Origin of the sequence: Haloferula helveola, assembly GCF_037076345.1 — a bacterium.
Classification (GTDB): domain Bacteria; phylum Verrucomicrobiota; class Verrucomicrobiia; order Verrucomicrobiales; family Akkermansiaceae; genus Haloferula; species Haloferula helveola.
On record NZ_AP024702.1, the window covers coordinates 5,222,492 to 5,238,619 of the forward strand.

Here is a 16,128-nt window from a genome sequence, read left to right on the forward strand (position 1 = left end):
GCCTTTTCTTCCGGGCCATGGTTCCGTCCGACCGCCCGAAGGCCTCGAAGGAGAAAAAAAAGAACGCCTGGTCCCCCGAAAAATCGTCGGAGCTCTATGGCGTCGATGCATGGGGCCATGGCTTCTTCGGGGTTAACAAGCAGGGGCATACGACGGTGCGTCTCGCGGATGAGAACGGTGGCACGGATGTCTCACTCTTCGACCTGATCGAAGGTCTGCGGGACCGCGGAACCGATCTCCCCGTGCTGTTGCGTTTTCGCGATCTGTTGCATTCCCGGATCAAGGAGCTCAACGAGTCGTTCCAAGAGGCGATTCGCCGGACGAACTACAAAGGCGAATACCGCGGCGTCTATCCGATCAAGGTGAACCAGCAGCGGCAGGTCATCGAGGAGATCGCGGAGTTCGGGCAGAAGTATCACTACGGTCTCGAGGCGGGTTCGAAGCCCGAGCTGATCGCGGCGCTGGCCCACATGCACGACACCGAGGCCTACATTGTGTGCAACGGTTACAAGGACGAGGAGTTCATCGATCTCGCGCTGCACGCGAAAAAGATGGGTCTGAAAGTGATGCTGGTACTCGAGATGCCGACCGAGCTTGATCTGGTTTTGGAGCGCTCCCGCAAACTCGGAGTGCTGCCGAACCTCGGCGTGCGTGTCCGGCTTTCAACCCGCGGGTCGGGTCACTGGCAGGAGTCGGCGGGCGACAAATCGGTGTTCGGGCTTTCGGCCTCGCAGGTGATCCATGTCGTCGACCGGCTCAAGGACGAGGGCTATCTCGGCTGCCTGAAGATGCTGCACTATCACCAAGGGAGCCAAATTCCCAACATCGCCGCCATCCGCGAAGGTGCGACCGAGGTCGCGCGGATGTACTGTGACCTCGTCAAGGAAGGCGCTCCGATGGGCGTCCTCGATATGGGCGGCGGCATGGCGGTTGACTACGATGGCTCGCACACGAACTTCCAAGCTTCCTGCAACTACTCAATTCTCGAGTACTGCACCGACGTCATTGAGACGATCATGCAGGTTTGCGACAAGTCGGGGGTCCATCACCCGAATCTCATTTCCGAGTCGGGTCGCGCGGTGGTCGCCTACTACTCGGTCCTCGTGTTCAACATCCTCGACGTGTCGACGGTCCAGACGACGGAGGAGACACCACCGGTCCCGGAGAACGCGCCGCAGCAGCTGATCAACCTGATCCACGTCAACAAGGACCTCTCGAAGCGCAATCTTCAGGAGTGCTTCAATGATGCCGCCTACTACCGAGACCAGGTCCGTGCGCAATTCTTCTACGGCAATGCGACACTGCGTGAGCGCGGTATCGCCGAAGCCTGGTTCTGGCACATCATGACCCGGATTTCGAAGTTGCTGCACGAACTGGATGATGTTCCTGAAGATCTGCGCGAACTCTCGGACAACCTTGTCGACTTCTACTACGGCAACTTTAGTTTGTTCCAGTCGCTCCCGGACTCATGGGCGATCAAACAGCTCTTTCCGGTGATGCCGATCCACCGTCTCGACGAACGACCGAGGCAACGCGCGGTGCTTGCCGACATCACCTGCGATTGTGACGGCAAGATCGACCGTTTCATCGACCGCGAGGATGTGGCGAAGGTCCTGCCTCTTCATGAGCTGAAACCGGATGAGCCCTACTACGTGGCGGTGTTCCTGGTCGGCGCCTATCAAGAGACGCTCGGCGATCTCCACAATCTTTTGGGCGATACGAATGTGGTCGGAGTGCATCTCGAGGAAGGCAAACCGGTCTACACGCACGAAGTCGAAGGCGACAGCGTGGCGGATGTGCTGAGTTATGTGGAGTATGATCCGAAGGAGCTCGTCACCCGCTTCCGCTCGTTTGCGGAAAAGGCGGTGAATCATGGCCGGATCAGTCCGAAAGAGCGTCGGGAAGTGATGGACCTGTTCCGCGCGAATCTGAACGGATACACCTACTTCGAAGGGCTCTAGTCGGCGCGTTCGCGTCTTGTTCGGGACCGGGGCACAGATGGCCCGATTCCCCCGCTTTTTCTTTACGCTACCCGCGGATCGGGGGCACGTTCGACACGCGTAATTTTTCGTAGTGCCCGCGATATTGCGCTCCTGTCGGCCCGATGCCCGACCGAAACGATTGCCGGAGTCGCATGAAGATCCCAACCCGCCGCCGCCTTGTCCCGCTCGTCCTTGCCTTGTTCCTGGTCCGCCCTGCGACCGCGATCGAGATCCTGATCGACACCGATTTGCTGACCGTCACCTCGGGAGGGGTCGCGTATGACTTCGGCGGCAACCTGCTGCCCCCGGATGTGCTCCCGGACGGCACGGCGCGGTTCATCATCGCGGGAGATCTTACCCTGAATGCCGGGGATGTGCTTCGGGGAGTCGGGAGTGTCCCTGCGGTGATCATTGTCGGAAATGATTTCGAGATGATGCCCGCAGACGGTGGCACGCCCGCAGCCTTGATCGACTTCTCGGCCATTTCCGGCCAACCCGGAGCCGGAGGAGGCGGGGCGACATTGGGCGGCTCGGGTGGACGCCCCGGCATGGGTGGAGACGGAGGTGATGGAGGCGGCCGGGGAAGGCGTGGGTCTGGCGGGATCATTTACAGCCCGAACACCCCGGTCCCCCTCTCCATTACCACTCCCGGAGTGCCATCCGGGTCCGGTGGAGCCGGTGGCAATGGCGGTCCCGGTCGGGCCGGTGGCACCGGGAATCCGGGTCGGAGCGGTCAGCCCGGATTTGGAAACCTGCCTTCTTCTGTCGGGTCAGGAGGAATTCGGACTTCAGCGGGTCAGACGATTGTTGGGAACGCCGACGGTGGCGATGGTGGCGAAACGGCCGACTACGTCGTGCCGGTCTTCTTCAGCAATTCGGACCTCCGGGATCTCTTCAATCCCGGGTTCGGTTCAGAGAGTTCGTTCCGCCAGGAGTTCTATGACGGACGTGCCGGAGGGGACGCCGATGACGGAGTCGATCAACCCCTTCCCGACCCGGTTGCCCAGAAATCTGCGTACGGCAACTCTGGTAGCGGGGCCGAGAACCTCGGTGAGTTCTGGGTCCTCAGCGGAGGCAGCTCCGGCGGCAGTGGCAGTGGTGGTGCCGGCGGTCCCGGTGGTGGCGGCGGCGGAGGTGGTGGCGGTGGTGGCGGAGGCCAAGGCGAGTTCGCCGAGCCCTTCCCCACCAGTCTGCTCGATATCAGCGCGGCGGCTCTCGATGCAGGGTTCGCCTACATCATCGAGAATGTCGTCGATTCCTACCTCAAGAAGAAGGGTTTCAGCGCGGCCCTCAACATCTTCAAAATCCCGACCGTGGATGTCGGCGCAACCGGTGCCAAAGGGGGTGCAGGGGGCGATGGCGAGAAGGGAAGCAGCGGCGGCCGTGGAGGTCTTGGCGGAGTCGGTGGAACCGGTGGTGGCGCGCTCCGCATCGAAGCGATGGGCCGCATTATCCTGCATGGCGTGACCGACGTTTCCGGCGAAGATGGCTACCCCGGTCTCGACGGCTTGGCGGGCGTGGCCGCTGGAACCGATTTCGACAACGGCTCGGCAGGTGGCAGCCGGATCATCAGTCTTGGGATGTCCACCATTCTCTCGCCCTTCGGTGCTATTGCCACGCTGATCGATGGGCCCGCCTCCGGACGGGGCGGTCATGGCGGCGCGGGAGGAAAGGCTGGCGCCGGATCCACTGGCTTTCCCGGTGGCGAAGGTGGCGGTGGCTCCGGCGGAACGGTCATCTTCAAAGGCAGCACGATCGCCGGCAGTGGCGAGGTGGTCCTGCTCGGTGGCAGCTCCGAGCATGTGGATCCGCAGCTACGCGGAGGCGATGGCCGACTGTTCCTCGCCACCAACCTTGAACCCGCCGACACCCCGATTGCCACCGCTTTGGCCGGGACGAGCTTGGTCACGACCCAGTCGGGTTTCCTTGCCGGTGCGACCCAGTCAGGCAGCACCGCTCCGAATCCGTTCATTGCAGGCTCACCGGCGACGCCGAACATCGTCGGCTTGGTTGGAGGCGCGGAGTCATTCGGAATGACGGGCGAATCCGCGCTGCTTGTGCAAGCGCTAGGAGACACCTTGGTATCCCAGACCCCTGCAGAGGCCGTGATTGGCGCGGCCCGGCTCGACGTCGGACCCGCACCCTTCGATGACGACTACGATGACCACGACCTCATTCTCGTGTTCAATCCGCGAACCTCGATTCTGACCGAGACGCGGTTCGGTGTCAGCCCGCAGGTCCTCGACGCCGGTACCGGAGAGCCGGTTCCCGATCCCCTTTTGGTCGGTCTCAGCGACGGTCTCGCTCCCTTTCACAGTCACCCGGTGACCCTCGGTGGCTTCGCCAACGATCCGCTGTTTGGCGGTGGCGGCGATCAGGAAACCTCCCTCCTCAACGGTTACGATGTCTATGCCTTCCTTGTCCCGGAAGATACCACGACCAGCGGCCTCAACTTCTCGATGTATGCGGAGAGTGGCGGGCTGCCGTTCAGCATCGAGATCGACAAGATCGTCAACGGCCAGTTGGTCTTCGCCACTTTCAATCCGGACATCCCGGTCTATGACTCCGAGTGGGTCGGTCCGTCCACGGGCGGTCCTGACGGTTTCTGGAACGTCGCTTCGAACTGGTCAACGACCCTCGACGGTTCTCCTGTCCCGGACGTCGTTCCGAACAACGACGCGGCGCAGGCCTTCAACGTCGGCATCAACTACTCCACCGCGCAAGTCAGCCAGGACACGGTGATTACCATCGACCGGCTGGGCATCGGCGACGACAACGGACTCGCGATCCTCGACAACCAGGTGCTGGTCATCGAAAAGTTCAACGTTCGTCCCAATGCGGGGGTCATCGATAATGCCGGCAGCATCACGCTGAACTCGACGGGCAATCCGACCTCACTGCGATTCAGCGGCAGCGGAATGCTTTTGACCGGAGGCGGGATCTTGAGCACCACGCTCGATCCGAACAACCTGATAGCCGGCATCCGGAGCAGCGACACCCTGATCCACGACACGCCGCATACGATCAGCGCGAGCGGCGGCCTCGGAGGGGATAGGCTCGGGATCATGAACCTCGGCACTATCAGGGGTTTGACCGGGAGTCTCGGCATCATCCAGAGCCTCGTCATCGACCCGATCGGAAATGCTGCCAGCGCCTCGCCGGGATTCGTCAACAGCGGCGTCCTGCTGCCGGTGCCGGATTCCGGAACGATCCGGCCCGCGACCGATTTCAGTGAGATCCGGCTCTTCGACGGCTACTTCAGAAACGAGGTTGCGGACGGGATCGACTTTGAGCGAAGCGCCCCCTCCACGACCTCCCAGACCATCACGCTGGAGGACGCGAGACTTGAAAGCACCGGTGAGTCGCTCGCGCTCGACCGCGCGAGCTTCGTCCTGCACATCACGGGCGAGAGCATCATCGAGAATCTTCACCTCGAACCCTTCAGTGGCTATGTGATCATCAACGATGCCGATCTGACGCTCGACCAGAGCATCATCGAAGTCGGTCAGCAGTTCGGTTTCCCCAAAGCCCTCGATATCCCCGCGGAGTCCGTCGAAAACAACACGACGATCCGCAATAGCTCGGTGAGCGGAGCGGTCTTCGACTGGTACTGGGACGGGCTCGATCCGGTCGCGACCTGTGGTGCCGATCCGGAACTTGAGTTGGGTTTCCCGGAGTTCACTGTGCCTCTCGACGGACCATCGGTGACACTGGCAAATACCGAGATCCGGGGCAACTACTGCCACCAGCGTGACCTCGATGTCATCCTCTATGAATACGGTCTCCTCCCGGACCTCGAGGGTTACAGCGAGTACTTCGATGAGTTCATCGAGCCTCACGATCTCATCACCTTGTCAGCAACTCCCGAAAATCTGATCCTGCGAGGCTACCTCAAGAATGACGGACTGATTGAGTTCGACGCTCCGCCGCTGGCAAGCGAGGTCACGGTAGGCATCGACGGCAATGTGTCCGTCAGCGGAACCGGCGGCTGGAGGGCCAAGGGGGGGCTCACACCCGCCGGGCTTCGGGTCCCCCGCTTTCGATTCGCGGGCGCCAATCCCGGCATCACTGACCGGCTGCAAATCGGCCCGGATCAGGATCTTTACTGGCCGATGATGTCGCCGGACGGACTGTTGATCGACAACGAGGGCCTCATGGTTGGTGTCCGATCGGACTACGACCACAGCCCGCTGGCCGTGCCCGACCCGACGGCGGCTCTGGCGGATATCCGCGAGCCCGTGTTCATGACCAATCACGGCGTGCTGGAACCCGGCTCGCCCTTTGGCGGAGGCACCGTGGACAATACGGGCGGGATCGTCGCTCTCGGCGAAAGCGGAAGCTATCTGGAGAATCTCACCATCGCCGGTGGCGACATCGTGCAGCACCACCACAAGTCGCTCTGGACGCCGAACGACTTCTTCACGATCGAGCCCTACAACCTGATGGCGGTTGCCTTCAATACCGAGTTCAGGGACACGCGCATCTCGTCGCCCTACGCTTTCGATCCGGCGCTGCCCTTCGGTGACTTCATTTCCAGCCCGGAGATCGAGGGCGCGCGGGGTGTTGCGATCTTCGAAGCGAGTAACTTCGCAAAGCTGAACCCATCGGTTCTGATCGATCCGGTTCCCCTTATCCTCAACGATGTTCACATCTCGACTCACTGCGTTTTTCCGGAAAGCGAACTCGCCGGTGTCATGACGGTGGATCCATCGGTGAATCTGCTCTTCGACCGAGTTGAAGTCAGGGAAGGATTCTCGTTCGACCTCTCCAGCGGTCAACCGAATGCGATCGTGGTCTACAACGGACTCGGTGGAGATTCCTCGGGCTTCGTTCTACCGTCCGGGCTCCCCTTCTATGCCGGTGGGAGTCTCGGAAGCGATACGCTGGCTATCGTCAACGAGACCGACATCCGGCTGTTTCCGACGACCGGACTCAATGCCCCCGGTCTGCAGACCATCACGCTGGACGCACCGGGCGATGCGACCGCGCCGGTCGGCTTCGTCAACAACGGCACCATCCTCGCCGTGGATCCCTTTGTTCCGATTGAGGGCGACCTCACGATCCTTCCCGGTCATTACGACAACACCAACGGCGAGATCATCATCGCCAACAACTGCGACGTCACCGGGGCGCTGATCGAAGGCGGTCTGATCCGCCGGGACCCGACATCTGGCGCAGGCTACATCGGCACGAGCGGGGCGACCTTCCGGAATGTGACGCTGGATGTGCTTGAGATCTACGGCGATTCGATCCTTGAGAACTGCACCCTGCTCAACTCGGATCCCTCGAGTTATGGCTATGTCCCGGGAGGAGGCATCACTGTTCTGGGGGACCTTACGCTTGAGGGCTCCGGTTCCAATCTCGGGTTCGAGTTCGATTCGATCCCGACCGTCGACGATCCGACGGTCGACCGTGTCGTGATCCGACCCGATACCGAGGTCTATCTCAGTGCCTCGTACTCCAACACTCCGATCAACAGCCTTGTGAACGAAGGCACGCTCTCCGGCGATTTCGGATACTTCACGACTCCTCTGGTCGAGTCCGGTCAGACCCTCGCGCTGACCACAACCGTTCCCGCTCCCGACGCTCCGATTGGCGAGGTCGTGACCCTCGCGGAGTTGGGCATCACCGAGGACCTGATCGTGAATGGAACCAGCACGATCCGAAACTCCGGGTTGATCAATATCCTCGAGGCCGACATTGTCGAGGCGGTGATCGACAACACGGGCGGCCGCATCGAGGGAGACACGCTTCGCATCGGCGATTCCCTGATCAGCAATGTCGGCGGAACGGTCTCGGCCTTCGAAATTCAACTCTACAACGCAATCATCTACGGCGGCGCCATCGGTGGGAACATCCTCGTTGAGGCAAATGGCGCCGGGCTTGAGTTCGGGCGGGAGTCCATCACCACGTTTCAGGACCTCACCTTCGACAACGTTGACCTGATCAATGAGGGGGCCTTCATCTTCTGCTCGGGCACGATTGCCGATGATCCCGCCAGCGTTCCGTCCTACATTGAGAATCTCGGAGAGGTATCGATCGCCGGAACGAGTTCGATCGTCAGCATCGGCGGATTCCTGAACCACGACACGCTGAGTCTGAACGGAGGAACCCTGAGCGTGCTCACGGAGGTCACCCATGAGGCTGATTCCCTCGTGCAGGGCACTGGAACCATCGACTTTCCGACTGGAACGGCGGCGGTCCGTGGCGAGATCTCTCCCGGCTTCTCCGCGGGTCAGATCGACTTCACCGGTGACCTCGATTTCGATCCTACGACCGACATCCTGATCGAGATCGGCGGCACGGCGCCAGGGTCGGAGTTCGACCAAATCAACGAGGCGGGCACCCTTCCGCTCGAACTCGACGGAACGCTTTACGTCACCCTGATCGACGGCTTCTCACCCTCGCCCGCCGAGACATTTCCGATCATCACCTCCAACGAGCCGATCACCGGCAGCTTCGGCAATCGCCAGAGCGGCGGAAGGATCTCAATCCCCGGGGTGGGATCGTTCCGTATCGATTACGGCGTCGGAAGCCCGTTCGATCCGAATCAGGTGGTGCTGAGCGATTTCTCGACCGCGCCGGGGAATGACATCCACTTCGTCGATCTCGATGCAACCACCGGTTTGAACGACGGAACTTCCTGGACCGACGCGTTCGTCGACCTGACGAGTGCACTCGCCATCAGTCAACCCGGTGACGAGATCTGGGTGTCGGAAGGAATCTACACGCCCGCCGTCGGCTCCTACGTCCTGAAGCGCCAGGTCTCGATGTTCGGCGGCTTTGTGGGCAGCGAGGCGTTGCGCTCCGAGGCCAACACCGACCCCGCCACGAACAACACCGTGCTCAGTGGCAATGACACCATCGACATTCTATTGAGAACAAGTGGCCCGGGCCAGGCAACGCGGATCGAGGGTTTCACGGTGACTGCTGCGAATGTCACCGGGATCGTCTGCGGCGAGAACTCCCGGGCGAGCATTCGGAACTGCCTGTTCACCGTCACCAACAGCACGGGCCTCAGCGCTGACGATTCTTCCCCTACCGTCGATTCCTGCACCTTCCTTGGAAACACGCTCGGAGCGGTTTTCAACAGTGCCTCCCCGATCATTTCGCGCTGCCTCTTCAGCGGCAATACCGCGCGGGCAGTGTCGGCAGTCGACTCGGACCCGCGGGTGTTCGACACCACCTTCGACGGGAACACCGCGACCTTCTATGGGGGTGCGGTCGAACATCGGGGAGAGGGCTCGGCCGAATTTTATCGCTGCTTGTTCACCGCCAACTCCACGAGGGTCCGTGGAGGCGCGGTGCGGGTGCTGACGTTGCTAAACCGCCCGACCAAGGCGGTCGCGAGCTTTGTCGATTGCGAGTTCCGGGGCAACGAGTCGAAGTTCTTGTACGCCCCACCGCTGCCCGGTGATCCCGGGAATGGAGGTGCGATCCTCAGCGATGGCGGCGATGTCGTTCTCACCGGTTGCCTCTTTTCAGGGAACCTTGCGGATGGCGACGAAGGCCTCGGCGGAGCGATCCACTGCGATGGCGGCACGCTTACCGTGACCAACTCCACGATTACCGGAAACCGCTCGATCGGAGCCGGCGGCGGCATCTATGCCATCGACTGTTCCCCGGTGATCACCAACACCATCGTTTGGAACAACTCAGCCGCCGGCGCCACGGATACGGTTTCGGCATCCGTCTCCAGTAGCGGTCTGTTCAGCTTTAGCCACAGCCTGATCGCGAATCTCGATCTCTCGTCAACCGGCACTGGCAATCTCGACGGAGCCGACTTCAGGAACGATCCGATGTTCCGGTTGAACGCCAGCCCATCCGCCGCTCCCAGTCAGTCTGGCGACTTGCACCTCTCGCTCTACTCCGCAGCGGTCAATGCGGGAGACAACTCGGCGAGCACAGCCGTTACCGATCTCGATGGCTCGCCGCGATTCGTCAATGCCGTGGATCTCGGAGCTTACGAGTTCCAACCCAGCCTTCCCGAGCAGAACGTCTACTCGGGTTCGCTGCTCGTGACGCAACTCGGTCCGGGCAACACGGCGGCGGAGGTCTTCGTTGAGACCTCGCTGTCGTCCTCGCCCGGTGTGTTGGTCAATGAGCCGTTCTGCAATAGGGGGGATCATTACCCCGTGCTGCCGTTCGGTGCACAGACCGCCACGGACGGGATCATGTTGTCCTGCGCGCGGCAGAACCTTCGCAACAACGATGGGACTGCGTATCCCGGTTTTTCGACAACGTCCGTCCAGGGCGGCGAGTATTTCATCTCGAGCTTCCACCCGATCAATTCCGAGCACAACGTCGACCTCGCCTTCGCATGGTTCCCTTTCGACTCTTGGCTCGGCGCCATCACATTCAACAGCGTCAACGGTGGACCTAGCACCTCCTTCCGCCTCTCCCCCGGTCTCAGCTTCGGCACCGGCACGAGTGCGAACCTGCGCGAACTCGGAGGCGGTGTTTACACGGTCGATCTCCGCTCCGTCGATGCGACCGCCACTCCGGACAATGGCATCCTTCTGGTCAACCACGCCAAGAATGAAGACAACTTCGCGCTGTCCCGCGCCAACGGCAACGGCACCTTCACGATCTACATCCACGACGATCAGGTGCAGGGGGCGGCCTACGAGCAGGACCCCGTCTCTTTCGTCTATGTTCCGCTCTCGGCAGTCGGCAACACCGAGCTCGTCGCTGCCGGCCGAGTTTACGACGACGGCGGCGGTGTGCCGCAATCGGATGTTTCGGCGGGCACTTACAGCATCACCAAGGGGGGCACCGGGCGCTGGTATCTGACGATCGATGGTCATGATGACTCCAGCGGCACGCTGTTGGTCAGTCCGGAAGGTGGTGGTGTGAACAATGTCGACAACCTCGTTTCCTACGAGTGGGACGCGGCAAACGCCCGCTGGGTGATCGAGTCAAGAGACCTCCCGAACAGTCCCTACCCCTTGCAGAACGGTGGGACGGGAGAGAATATGTTCAGCTTCGCGTTCTTCGCACGTGAGCCTGTTTCCGTATCCACGAATTTCGCCGGCTTGTTCCCCGGGCTCGATCCCTTGGACGACGACAATGGCAACGGTTTCTCGAACTTCGACGATTACGCCGGCGGCTTTGACCCGACCCTTCCCACCGGCACCGCTAATCTCCCGACCCTGCAGCTTGCCGGCGGCCAGTTGACACTGACACACACCCTCCGCTCACCGGGGGAGGATATCGGCTTGCTCTACAAGCGCACACCGGACCTTGAGAACTACTTCCCGCTCGTCGAAGGACTCGACTACCAGATCCTGTCGCTGACCCCTGTCGTGCCCGGCCGCAATGAGGTCTTGATCGAACTTTTCTTCGATACATCAACGGATCCGCGGATGTTCTATGTCCGGGAATTCTTCGAGAATCCGTAGGCGCGGGCGCCGGCATTCCAAATTCAAGGACGGCTTCCAATGGAACGATTTCGGAATCCGGGGGAGATTTCTCCGATTCTAATTCCAGATGCCAACCTGTTCCAGCTGCGGGGCCCCACTCGCATTTGTCGGGGTCCGGTCATTCGAGACCAATGGCCAGGCCATTGATGATCTCGCTTCCGGACTCCGGGCCGAATTTGCGCCCCGGCATCACCTGAGGCTTTTCGTCTGTCCCGGGTGCGGCACGGCACAGCTGCGGCTCCACGACTCGGATTTCGCCCGGCTTCAAGAGCGGCGCGCGGCGCATGAAATTGTCGCCCGGCTGCGTGAGGAGTATCAGTCGGTCCAGAAGCATCCCAAATGGCGGGAGTTTCTCGCTTCCGACCCGGCGAACCGCTATCTTGAAGGGTTCGATCAGGAGGCCACCTTCGCGGCATGGCTCGCGGAACGGCCTTACTCGGTCGAGTGACGGGAGAAACCCCAAGTTTTCCTTTGCCCGCGATCCCGATCGGTCGAAGTATGGGACGCTATGAAAATTGTCAGCCTCCTGATCTCGACCTTCGCCGTCCTCACGCTCAGCTCCTGTGTCGTGGATCCTTACCCGCCCGTCTCCGGGCCGATCGGTGCGTCCCACGATGCCGAAAGGAAAGCCTACGAGCAGGGCTTTGGTTTCGGTCGGAAGGACGCGCGCGCAGGCCGCAATTCGAACTTCATGCTCTACAACAACTACTACAACTCTTCGACCAAGAAGGAGTTCCAAGCGGGCTACAATGCCGGCTACCGCCGCGGCCGCTGAGCCGCTTTATCCAGTGCCGGCGATTCGTTGAGAACGGACCGCTGGAGCTGGAGCCTGTGGTCGGATTTGAACCGACGACCTGCTCATTACGAATGAGCTGCTCTACCCCTGAGCTACACAGGCATTGCGCTTCGGGCGGGCGGGAATGAATCAAAGTAGGGGGGCGGCGTAAAGCAATTCCTGCGCCGTCCCCCGCTCTGTATCGAGCCCGGCCCCTACTCCCCGGTCACCGCGACCACGATCCGGCGCTCGTGGGGAGCGCGGCGGTGTTCGAACAGGAAGATTCCCTGCCAGGTTCCGAGAGCCATCCGGCCATTGACGACCGGAATCACCTCGCTGCTGCGGGTCAATGCCATACGGATATGGCTCGGCATGTCATCGGGCCCCTCGTAGGTGTGCACGAAATACGGCGTGTCCTCGGGGACCAGATGATCGAAGAAGGCCTCCAGGTCACGCCGGGCGCTCGGATCGGCGTTCTCCATGATTACGAGGCTGGCCGAGGTATGGCGGACAAAGACGGTAACCGTGCCCGTCCGGATTCCGCTGTCGCGGACGATCTCCTCGACCTCGGAGGTGATCTCGTAAGTCCCCTTCCCGCGCGTCCGGTAGCTGAAATCGCCTGCGCTGGCACTCACAGCTTCTCGGGAGACTGCAGGAGTTGGTCGATCCGTGCCAGGAGCAAGCCCGCTCCGCCTCCGTCGACCACGCGGTGATCGAAGGTGACAATGATTTCCGCTTCGGTCGCTGGGACGAATGCCTCCACTTCCTCACTCCACACGGGCTTCTTCACTCCGGCCGCGAGACCGAGGATCAGTGTCTCGTTCGGCAAGGGAATGGGCGTGCCGTGGGTAAGGCCGAAAGTTCCGAAATTGGTCACCGTTGCGATCCCCGCACGGGTGTCGTCTTCTCCAAGTCGTCGGCGGCGTGCGCGGTCGACCATGTCGGCGTAGGCGTTGGTCAATTGCCCGAGCGTCATCGTGTCGACGTGCCGCAGCACCGGCACCACAACGCCGTCATCGACCTGAACTGCCACACCGATGTCGAATGCCCGCGGGTGGACGATACGTTCGCCGATCAGGAAACCGGCGCTGGCGGGATCTTCGGAAAGCGCGATCGCGAAAGCCCGCAGCACGTAAAGCGTCAGTCCCGGCTTCGGATCCTGTTGGCGCCGGTGGTCGAGCACCCGGTCCAGACGAACCGGCCGGCTCACGGTCGCGAGCGGACGGGTCCAGCTTCGACGCATCGCATCGGCCACCGCGAGCCGCATTGGCGACGCGTGGCTGCTCGGCCATGTCTCGATGTAGTCGAGGAACTTCTCAAGGTCCTCGACCGTCACCCGGCCACCGGCACCGGTTCCGACGATCGCGGAAATGTCGGCCTCGCGAAGTCCGAGCTCGTCCATCCGCGCCCGCATCCGGGGCGAGATGTAGTGCGCTCCCTTGACTCCGGCAGGCACCGGCAGGCCGCGCACACTCGGCTCGACCACCGGCTGCTTCTCCTCGTAGCTGTCGTTGTCGACCGCGAAGTGGAGGTTCTTCTCCTCATCGGGTTGGGCAGCCGCTTCGGCGACCCGCTTCTGGGCCGCGGACTCAAGCGTCTCGACTCCGGTCTTGGTGACTTCCTCATCGGTGACCTCGAGCAGGCCGAGCATGGTGCCGACCGCATAGGTCTCGCCTTCTTTCGCGGTGATCTCCTTCACCGTGCCCTTGCACAGGGTGGTCACGCCCATGGTCGCCTTCTGGGTCTCCACCTCAATGACCTCCTGGTCGGCGGCAACTTCCTGGCCGGGCTCGATGTCGATCCGGATGATCGTCGCCTCGGCGATCGACTCGCCGAGCTGGGGCATGAAAATCGGAACGGTAGGCATGGGTCTCAGTAGGAAAGGAGTTCGCGCATGGCGACGCAGATCGACTCCGGCGTCGGGCGGTGAGCGGCCCAGAGTTTCGGGTGATACGGAACCGGCGTGTCGCGCGAGTTGAAGCGCTTTGGCGGAGCGTCGAGGAGATGGAAACCTTCGGCAGCGACCCGCGATGCGACCTCGGCGGTCACGCCGCCCCAAGGAAAGGCTTCGCCAAGTGCCAACAGACGGCCGGTCCTCGCGACGCTCGCCAGCACGGTATCCATGTCGAGCGGCTTGACGGTCCGCAGGTCGACGACCTCGATCTCCCAGCCGCTCTCCTCCTGGAGGCGATCGGCAGCTCGGACCGCCTCGTGGACCATCGCGCTGTAGGTCACGATCGATGCGTGCTTGCCGGGCCGGGTGATGCGGGCTTTGCCGATCGGCAAACCGTCGCCATTGATCGAGTTCGCCTTGAGCCAGCGGTAGAGGAACTTGTGCTCGCAGTAGATGACCGGGTCGTCCACCTCCACCGCCTGCAGAAGCATGTGGTAGGCATCGGAGACGGTTGCCGGAGTGACCACGACCAAGCCCGGATAGTGCGAGTAGATCGCCTCCATGCTCTGGCTGTGGAACGGACCGGATCCCGGAGTTCCGCCCGATGGCAAGCGGACGGTGATCGGAACGGGAACACCAGTGCGGTAGAAGTGGGTGCCGGCCTGGTTGACGATCTGGTTGAAGGCGACCGACGAGAAATCCGCGAACTGCATTTCCACGATCGGACGCATGCCGTCGAGCGATGCGCCGATGGCCATGCCGATCATCGCGTCCTCACTGATGGGCGAGTCGAGCACGCGGCCCGGATAGGCTTCCGCAAGCCCCTTGGTCGCCTTGAAAGCGCCGCCGAAGCGGCTGATGTCCTGCCCGTAAAGGAATACGCGCGGGTCGTCCCGCAGGAGCTTGTCCTGCGCCTCACGAATCGCATCGACGTAGGTAATGCTCATGCCTCGGTCACCATCGAAAGCTTGGTCGAACGCGCATCCCACCGTTCCTTCCACGGATCCGGCGGCGGTTCCTGCTGGGCGGTCGCGATGGCCAACTGGACCGCGTCCTCGACTTCGGTCTGCCAATCCGAAATCTCGCCTTCGGTGGCATATCCGGTCTCGATCATCTGTGCCGCGGCAACCTGCATGCAGTCCCGTCCCAAACCGCCGGCGCGGAGTTTGTCCGGCACGTAGCTGGCATCATCGTGTTCGCCATGCCCACTCAACCGGAGTAGCCGGGCAACCACCATCTGCGGACCCGCGCCCGACCGTGCCCTGTCGATCGCTCCACCGATCACGCGCAGGCAATCGAGGAAGTCGGTGCCGTCGACGGATGAGCCCTCGACGCCGTAACCGACGGCCCGATCAAGCAGGTCTCCGCAGGCGAACTGTCGGTCGTTGGGGGTCGAGTAGGCGAACTGGTTGTTGGCAACCACGACCACCATCGGAAGACGTTCCACTGCCGCGGCGTTCAGTCCTTCATGGAAAGCACCGGTCGATGTTCCTCCGTCCCCGATGCATGTGGCACCCACGACACCGTCGAGCTTGCCCTGAAGACGGCGGGATAGAAGGACGCCTGCCACCACCGGGACCGAAGCACCCAGGTGGGAGATCATCGCGAGAAGCCCCTCCTTGGGTCGACCGCGGTGGATGTTGCCATCGCGGCCGTGCATCGGTCCGAGAGAGGAGCCGAGATAGGTCCGGGTGCAGTCGAGCATGTCCTCGCCGAAAGCGGATCGGCCGGCTTGGTCGCGGATCAGCGGGGCGAACACATCAGTGCCCCAGTTCAGGCCGCCGCCAAGCGACGCGCTTACCGCCTCCTGACCTTTCCCGAGGTAGACGCCGCCGACGATCTTGCCGGCCTTGTACATGCTAGAGAGCTTGGTCTCCAGCTGGCGGGCCTCCAGCATCGCACGGAATACCTTCCGGGCGTGCTCGCGCTCGTCTCGGACTGGGGTGGCGTCGGCATCGGCTGGCACGCCGGGAGGCTAATGTGCGCCGCGACCGGGCCGCAAGGGGTTTGAGTCAGGGCATTTTCGGGTCGGTGCTGGACATTCCGGCGCACCGC

The 16,128-nt window shown here is 62.1% G+C and carries 8 protein-coding genes and 1 tRNA gene; 4 read left to right on the top strand and 5 right to left on the bottom strand.

All coding sequences use genetic code 11. The features are described from left to right. Positions 1-17 precede the first annotated feature (17 nt). The 4 genes from speA (at position 18) to HAHE_RS19910 (ending at position 12,179) form a co-directional block, all read left to right on the top strand. On the top strand, positions 18-1,961 hold the full coding sequence (speA, locus tag HAHE_RS19895; protein WP_338686962.1) for a biosynthetic arginine decarboxylase: 1,944 nt from the start codon (positions 18-20) through the stop codon (positions 1,959-1,961). A gap of 173 nt (positions 1,962-2,134) precedes the next feature. Further along, the gene (locus tag HAHE_RS19900) at positions 2,135-11,383 is read left to right on the top strand and encodes a right-handed parallel beta-helix repeat-containing protein (protein WP_338686963.1); all 9,249 of its coding nucleotides are present in this window, start codon (positions 2,135-2,137) and stop codon (positions 11,381-11,383) included. 88 nt (positions 11,384-11,471) lie between these two features. Further along, positions 11,472-11,852 (top strand): hypothetical protein, encoded by a 381-nt coding sequence (locus HAHE_RS19905; protein ID WP_338686965.1) that lies wholly within the window; start codon positions 11,472-11,474, stop codon positions 11,850-11,852. Between the two features lie 60 nt (positions 11,853-11,912). Beyond that, complete coding sequence (locus tag HAHE_RS19910) at positions 11,913-12,179, top strand: hypothetical protein (protein ID WP_338686966.1); 267 nt, start codon at positions 11,913-11,915, stop codon at positions 12,177-12,179. Positions 12,180-12,227: 48 nt separating this feature from the next. On the opposite strand, the gene HAHE_RS19915 is transcribed toward HAHE_RS19910, so the two are convergent. From HAHE_RS19915 to HAHE_RS19935, 5 genes are all read right to left on the bottom strand, one after another. After that, positions 12,228-12,302, bottom strand: a tRNA-Thr gene (locus tag HAHE_RS19915). Between the two features lie 92 nt (positions 12,303-12,394). Next, entirely contained in the window at positions 12,395-12,814 is a 420-nt protein-coding gene (locus HAHE_RS19920) for a secondary thiamine-phosphate synthase enzyme YjbQ (protein WP_338686967.1), read from the bottom strand. Further along, positions 12,811-14,046, bottom strand: a complete 1,236-nt coding sequence (locus tag HAHE_RS19925) for a dihydrolipoamide acetyltransferase family protein (protein ID WP_338686968.1) — start codon at positions 14,044-14,046, stop codon at positions 12,811-12,813. Before HAHE_RS19925 ends, HAHE_RS19920 begins: the two co-directional genes overlap by 4 nt. Positions 14,047-14,051: 5 nt before the next feature. Next, on the bottom strand, positions 14,052-15,020 hold the full coding sequence (locus tag HAHE_RS19930; RefSeq protein ID WP_338686969.1) for an alpha-ketoacid dehydrogenase subunit beta: 969 nt from the start codon (positions 15,018-15,020) through the stop codon (positions 14,052-14,054). Further along, a complete protein-coding gene (locus tag HAHE_RS19935) occupies positions 15,017-16,039 on the bottom strand; it encodes a thiamine pyrophosphate-dependent dehydrogenase E1 component subunit alpha (protein ID WP_338686970.1) in 1,023 nt (340 codons plus the stop codon). Before HAHE_RS19935 ends, HAHE_RS19930 begins: the two co-directional genes overlap by 4 nt. Positions 16,040-16,128: the final 89 nt, after the last annotated feature.

Excerpts from the sequence above, each read along its gene's own strand:
- HAHE_RS19925 (WP_338686968.1), bottom strand. The coding sequence starts at position 14,046 with ATGCCTACCGTTCCGATTTTCATGCCCCAGCTCGGCGAGTCGATCGCC.
- HAHE_RS19900 (WP_338686963.1), top strand. The coding sequence starts at position 2,135 with ATGAAGATCCCAACCCGCCGCCGCCTTGTCCCGCTCGTCCTTGCCTTG.
- speA (WP_338686962.1), top strand. The coding sequence starts at position 18 with ATGGTTCCGTCCGACCGCCCGAAGGCCTCGAAGGAGAAAAAAAAGAAC.
- HAHE_RS19910 (WP_338686966.1), top strand. The coding sequence starts at position 11,913 with ATGAAAATTGTCAGCCTCCTGATCTCGACCTTCGCCGTCCTCACGCTC.
- HAHE_RS19905 (WP_338686965.1), top strand. The coding sequence starts at position 11,472 with ATGCCAACCTGTTCCAGCTGCGGGGCCCCACTCGCATTTGTCGGGGTC.
- HAHE_RS19930 (WP_338686969.1), bottom strand. The coding sequence starts at position 15,020 with ATGAGCATTACCTACGTCGATGCGATTCGTGAGGCGCAGGACAAGCTC.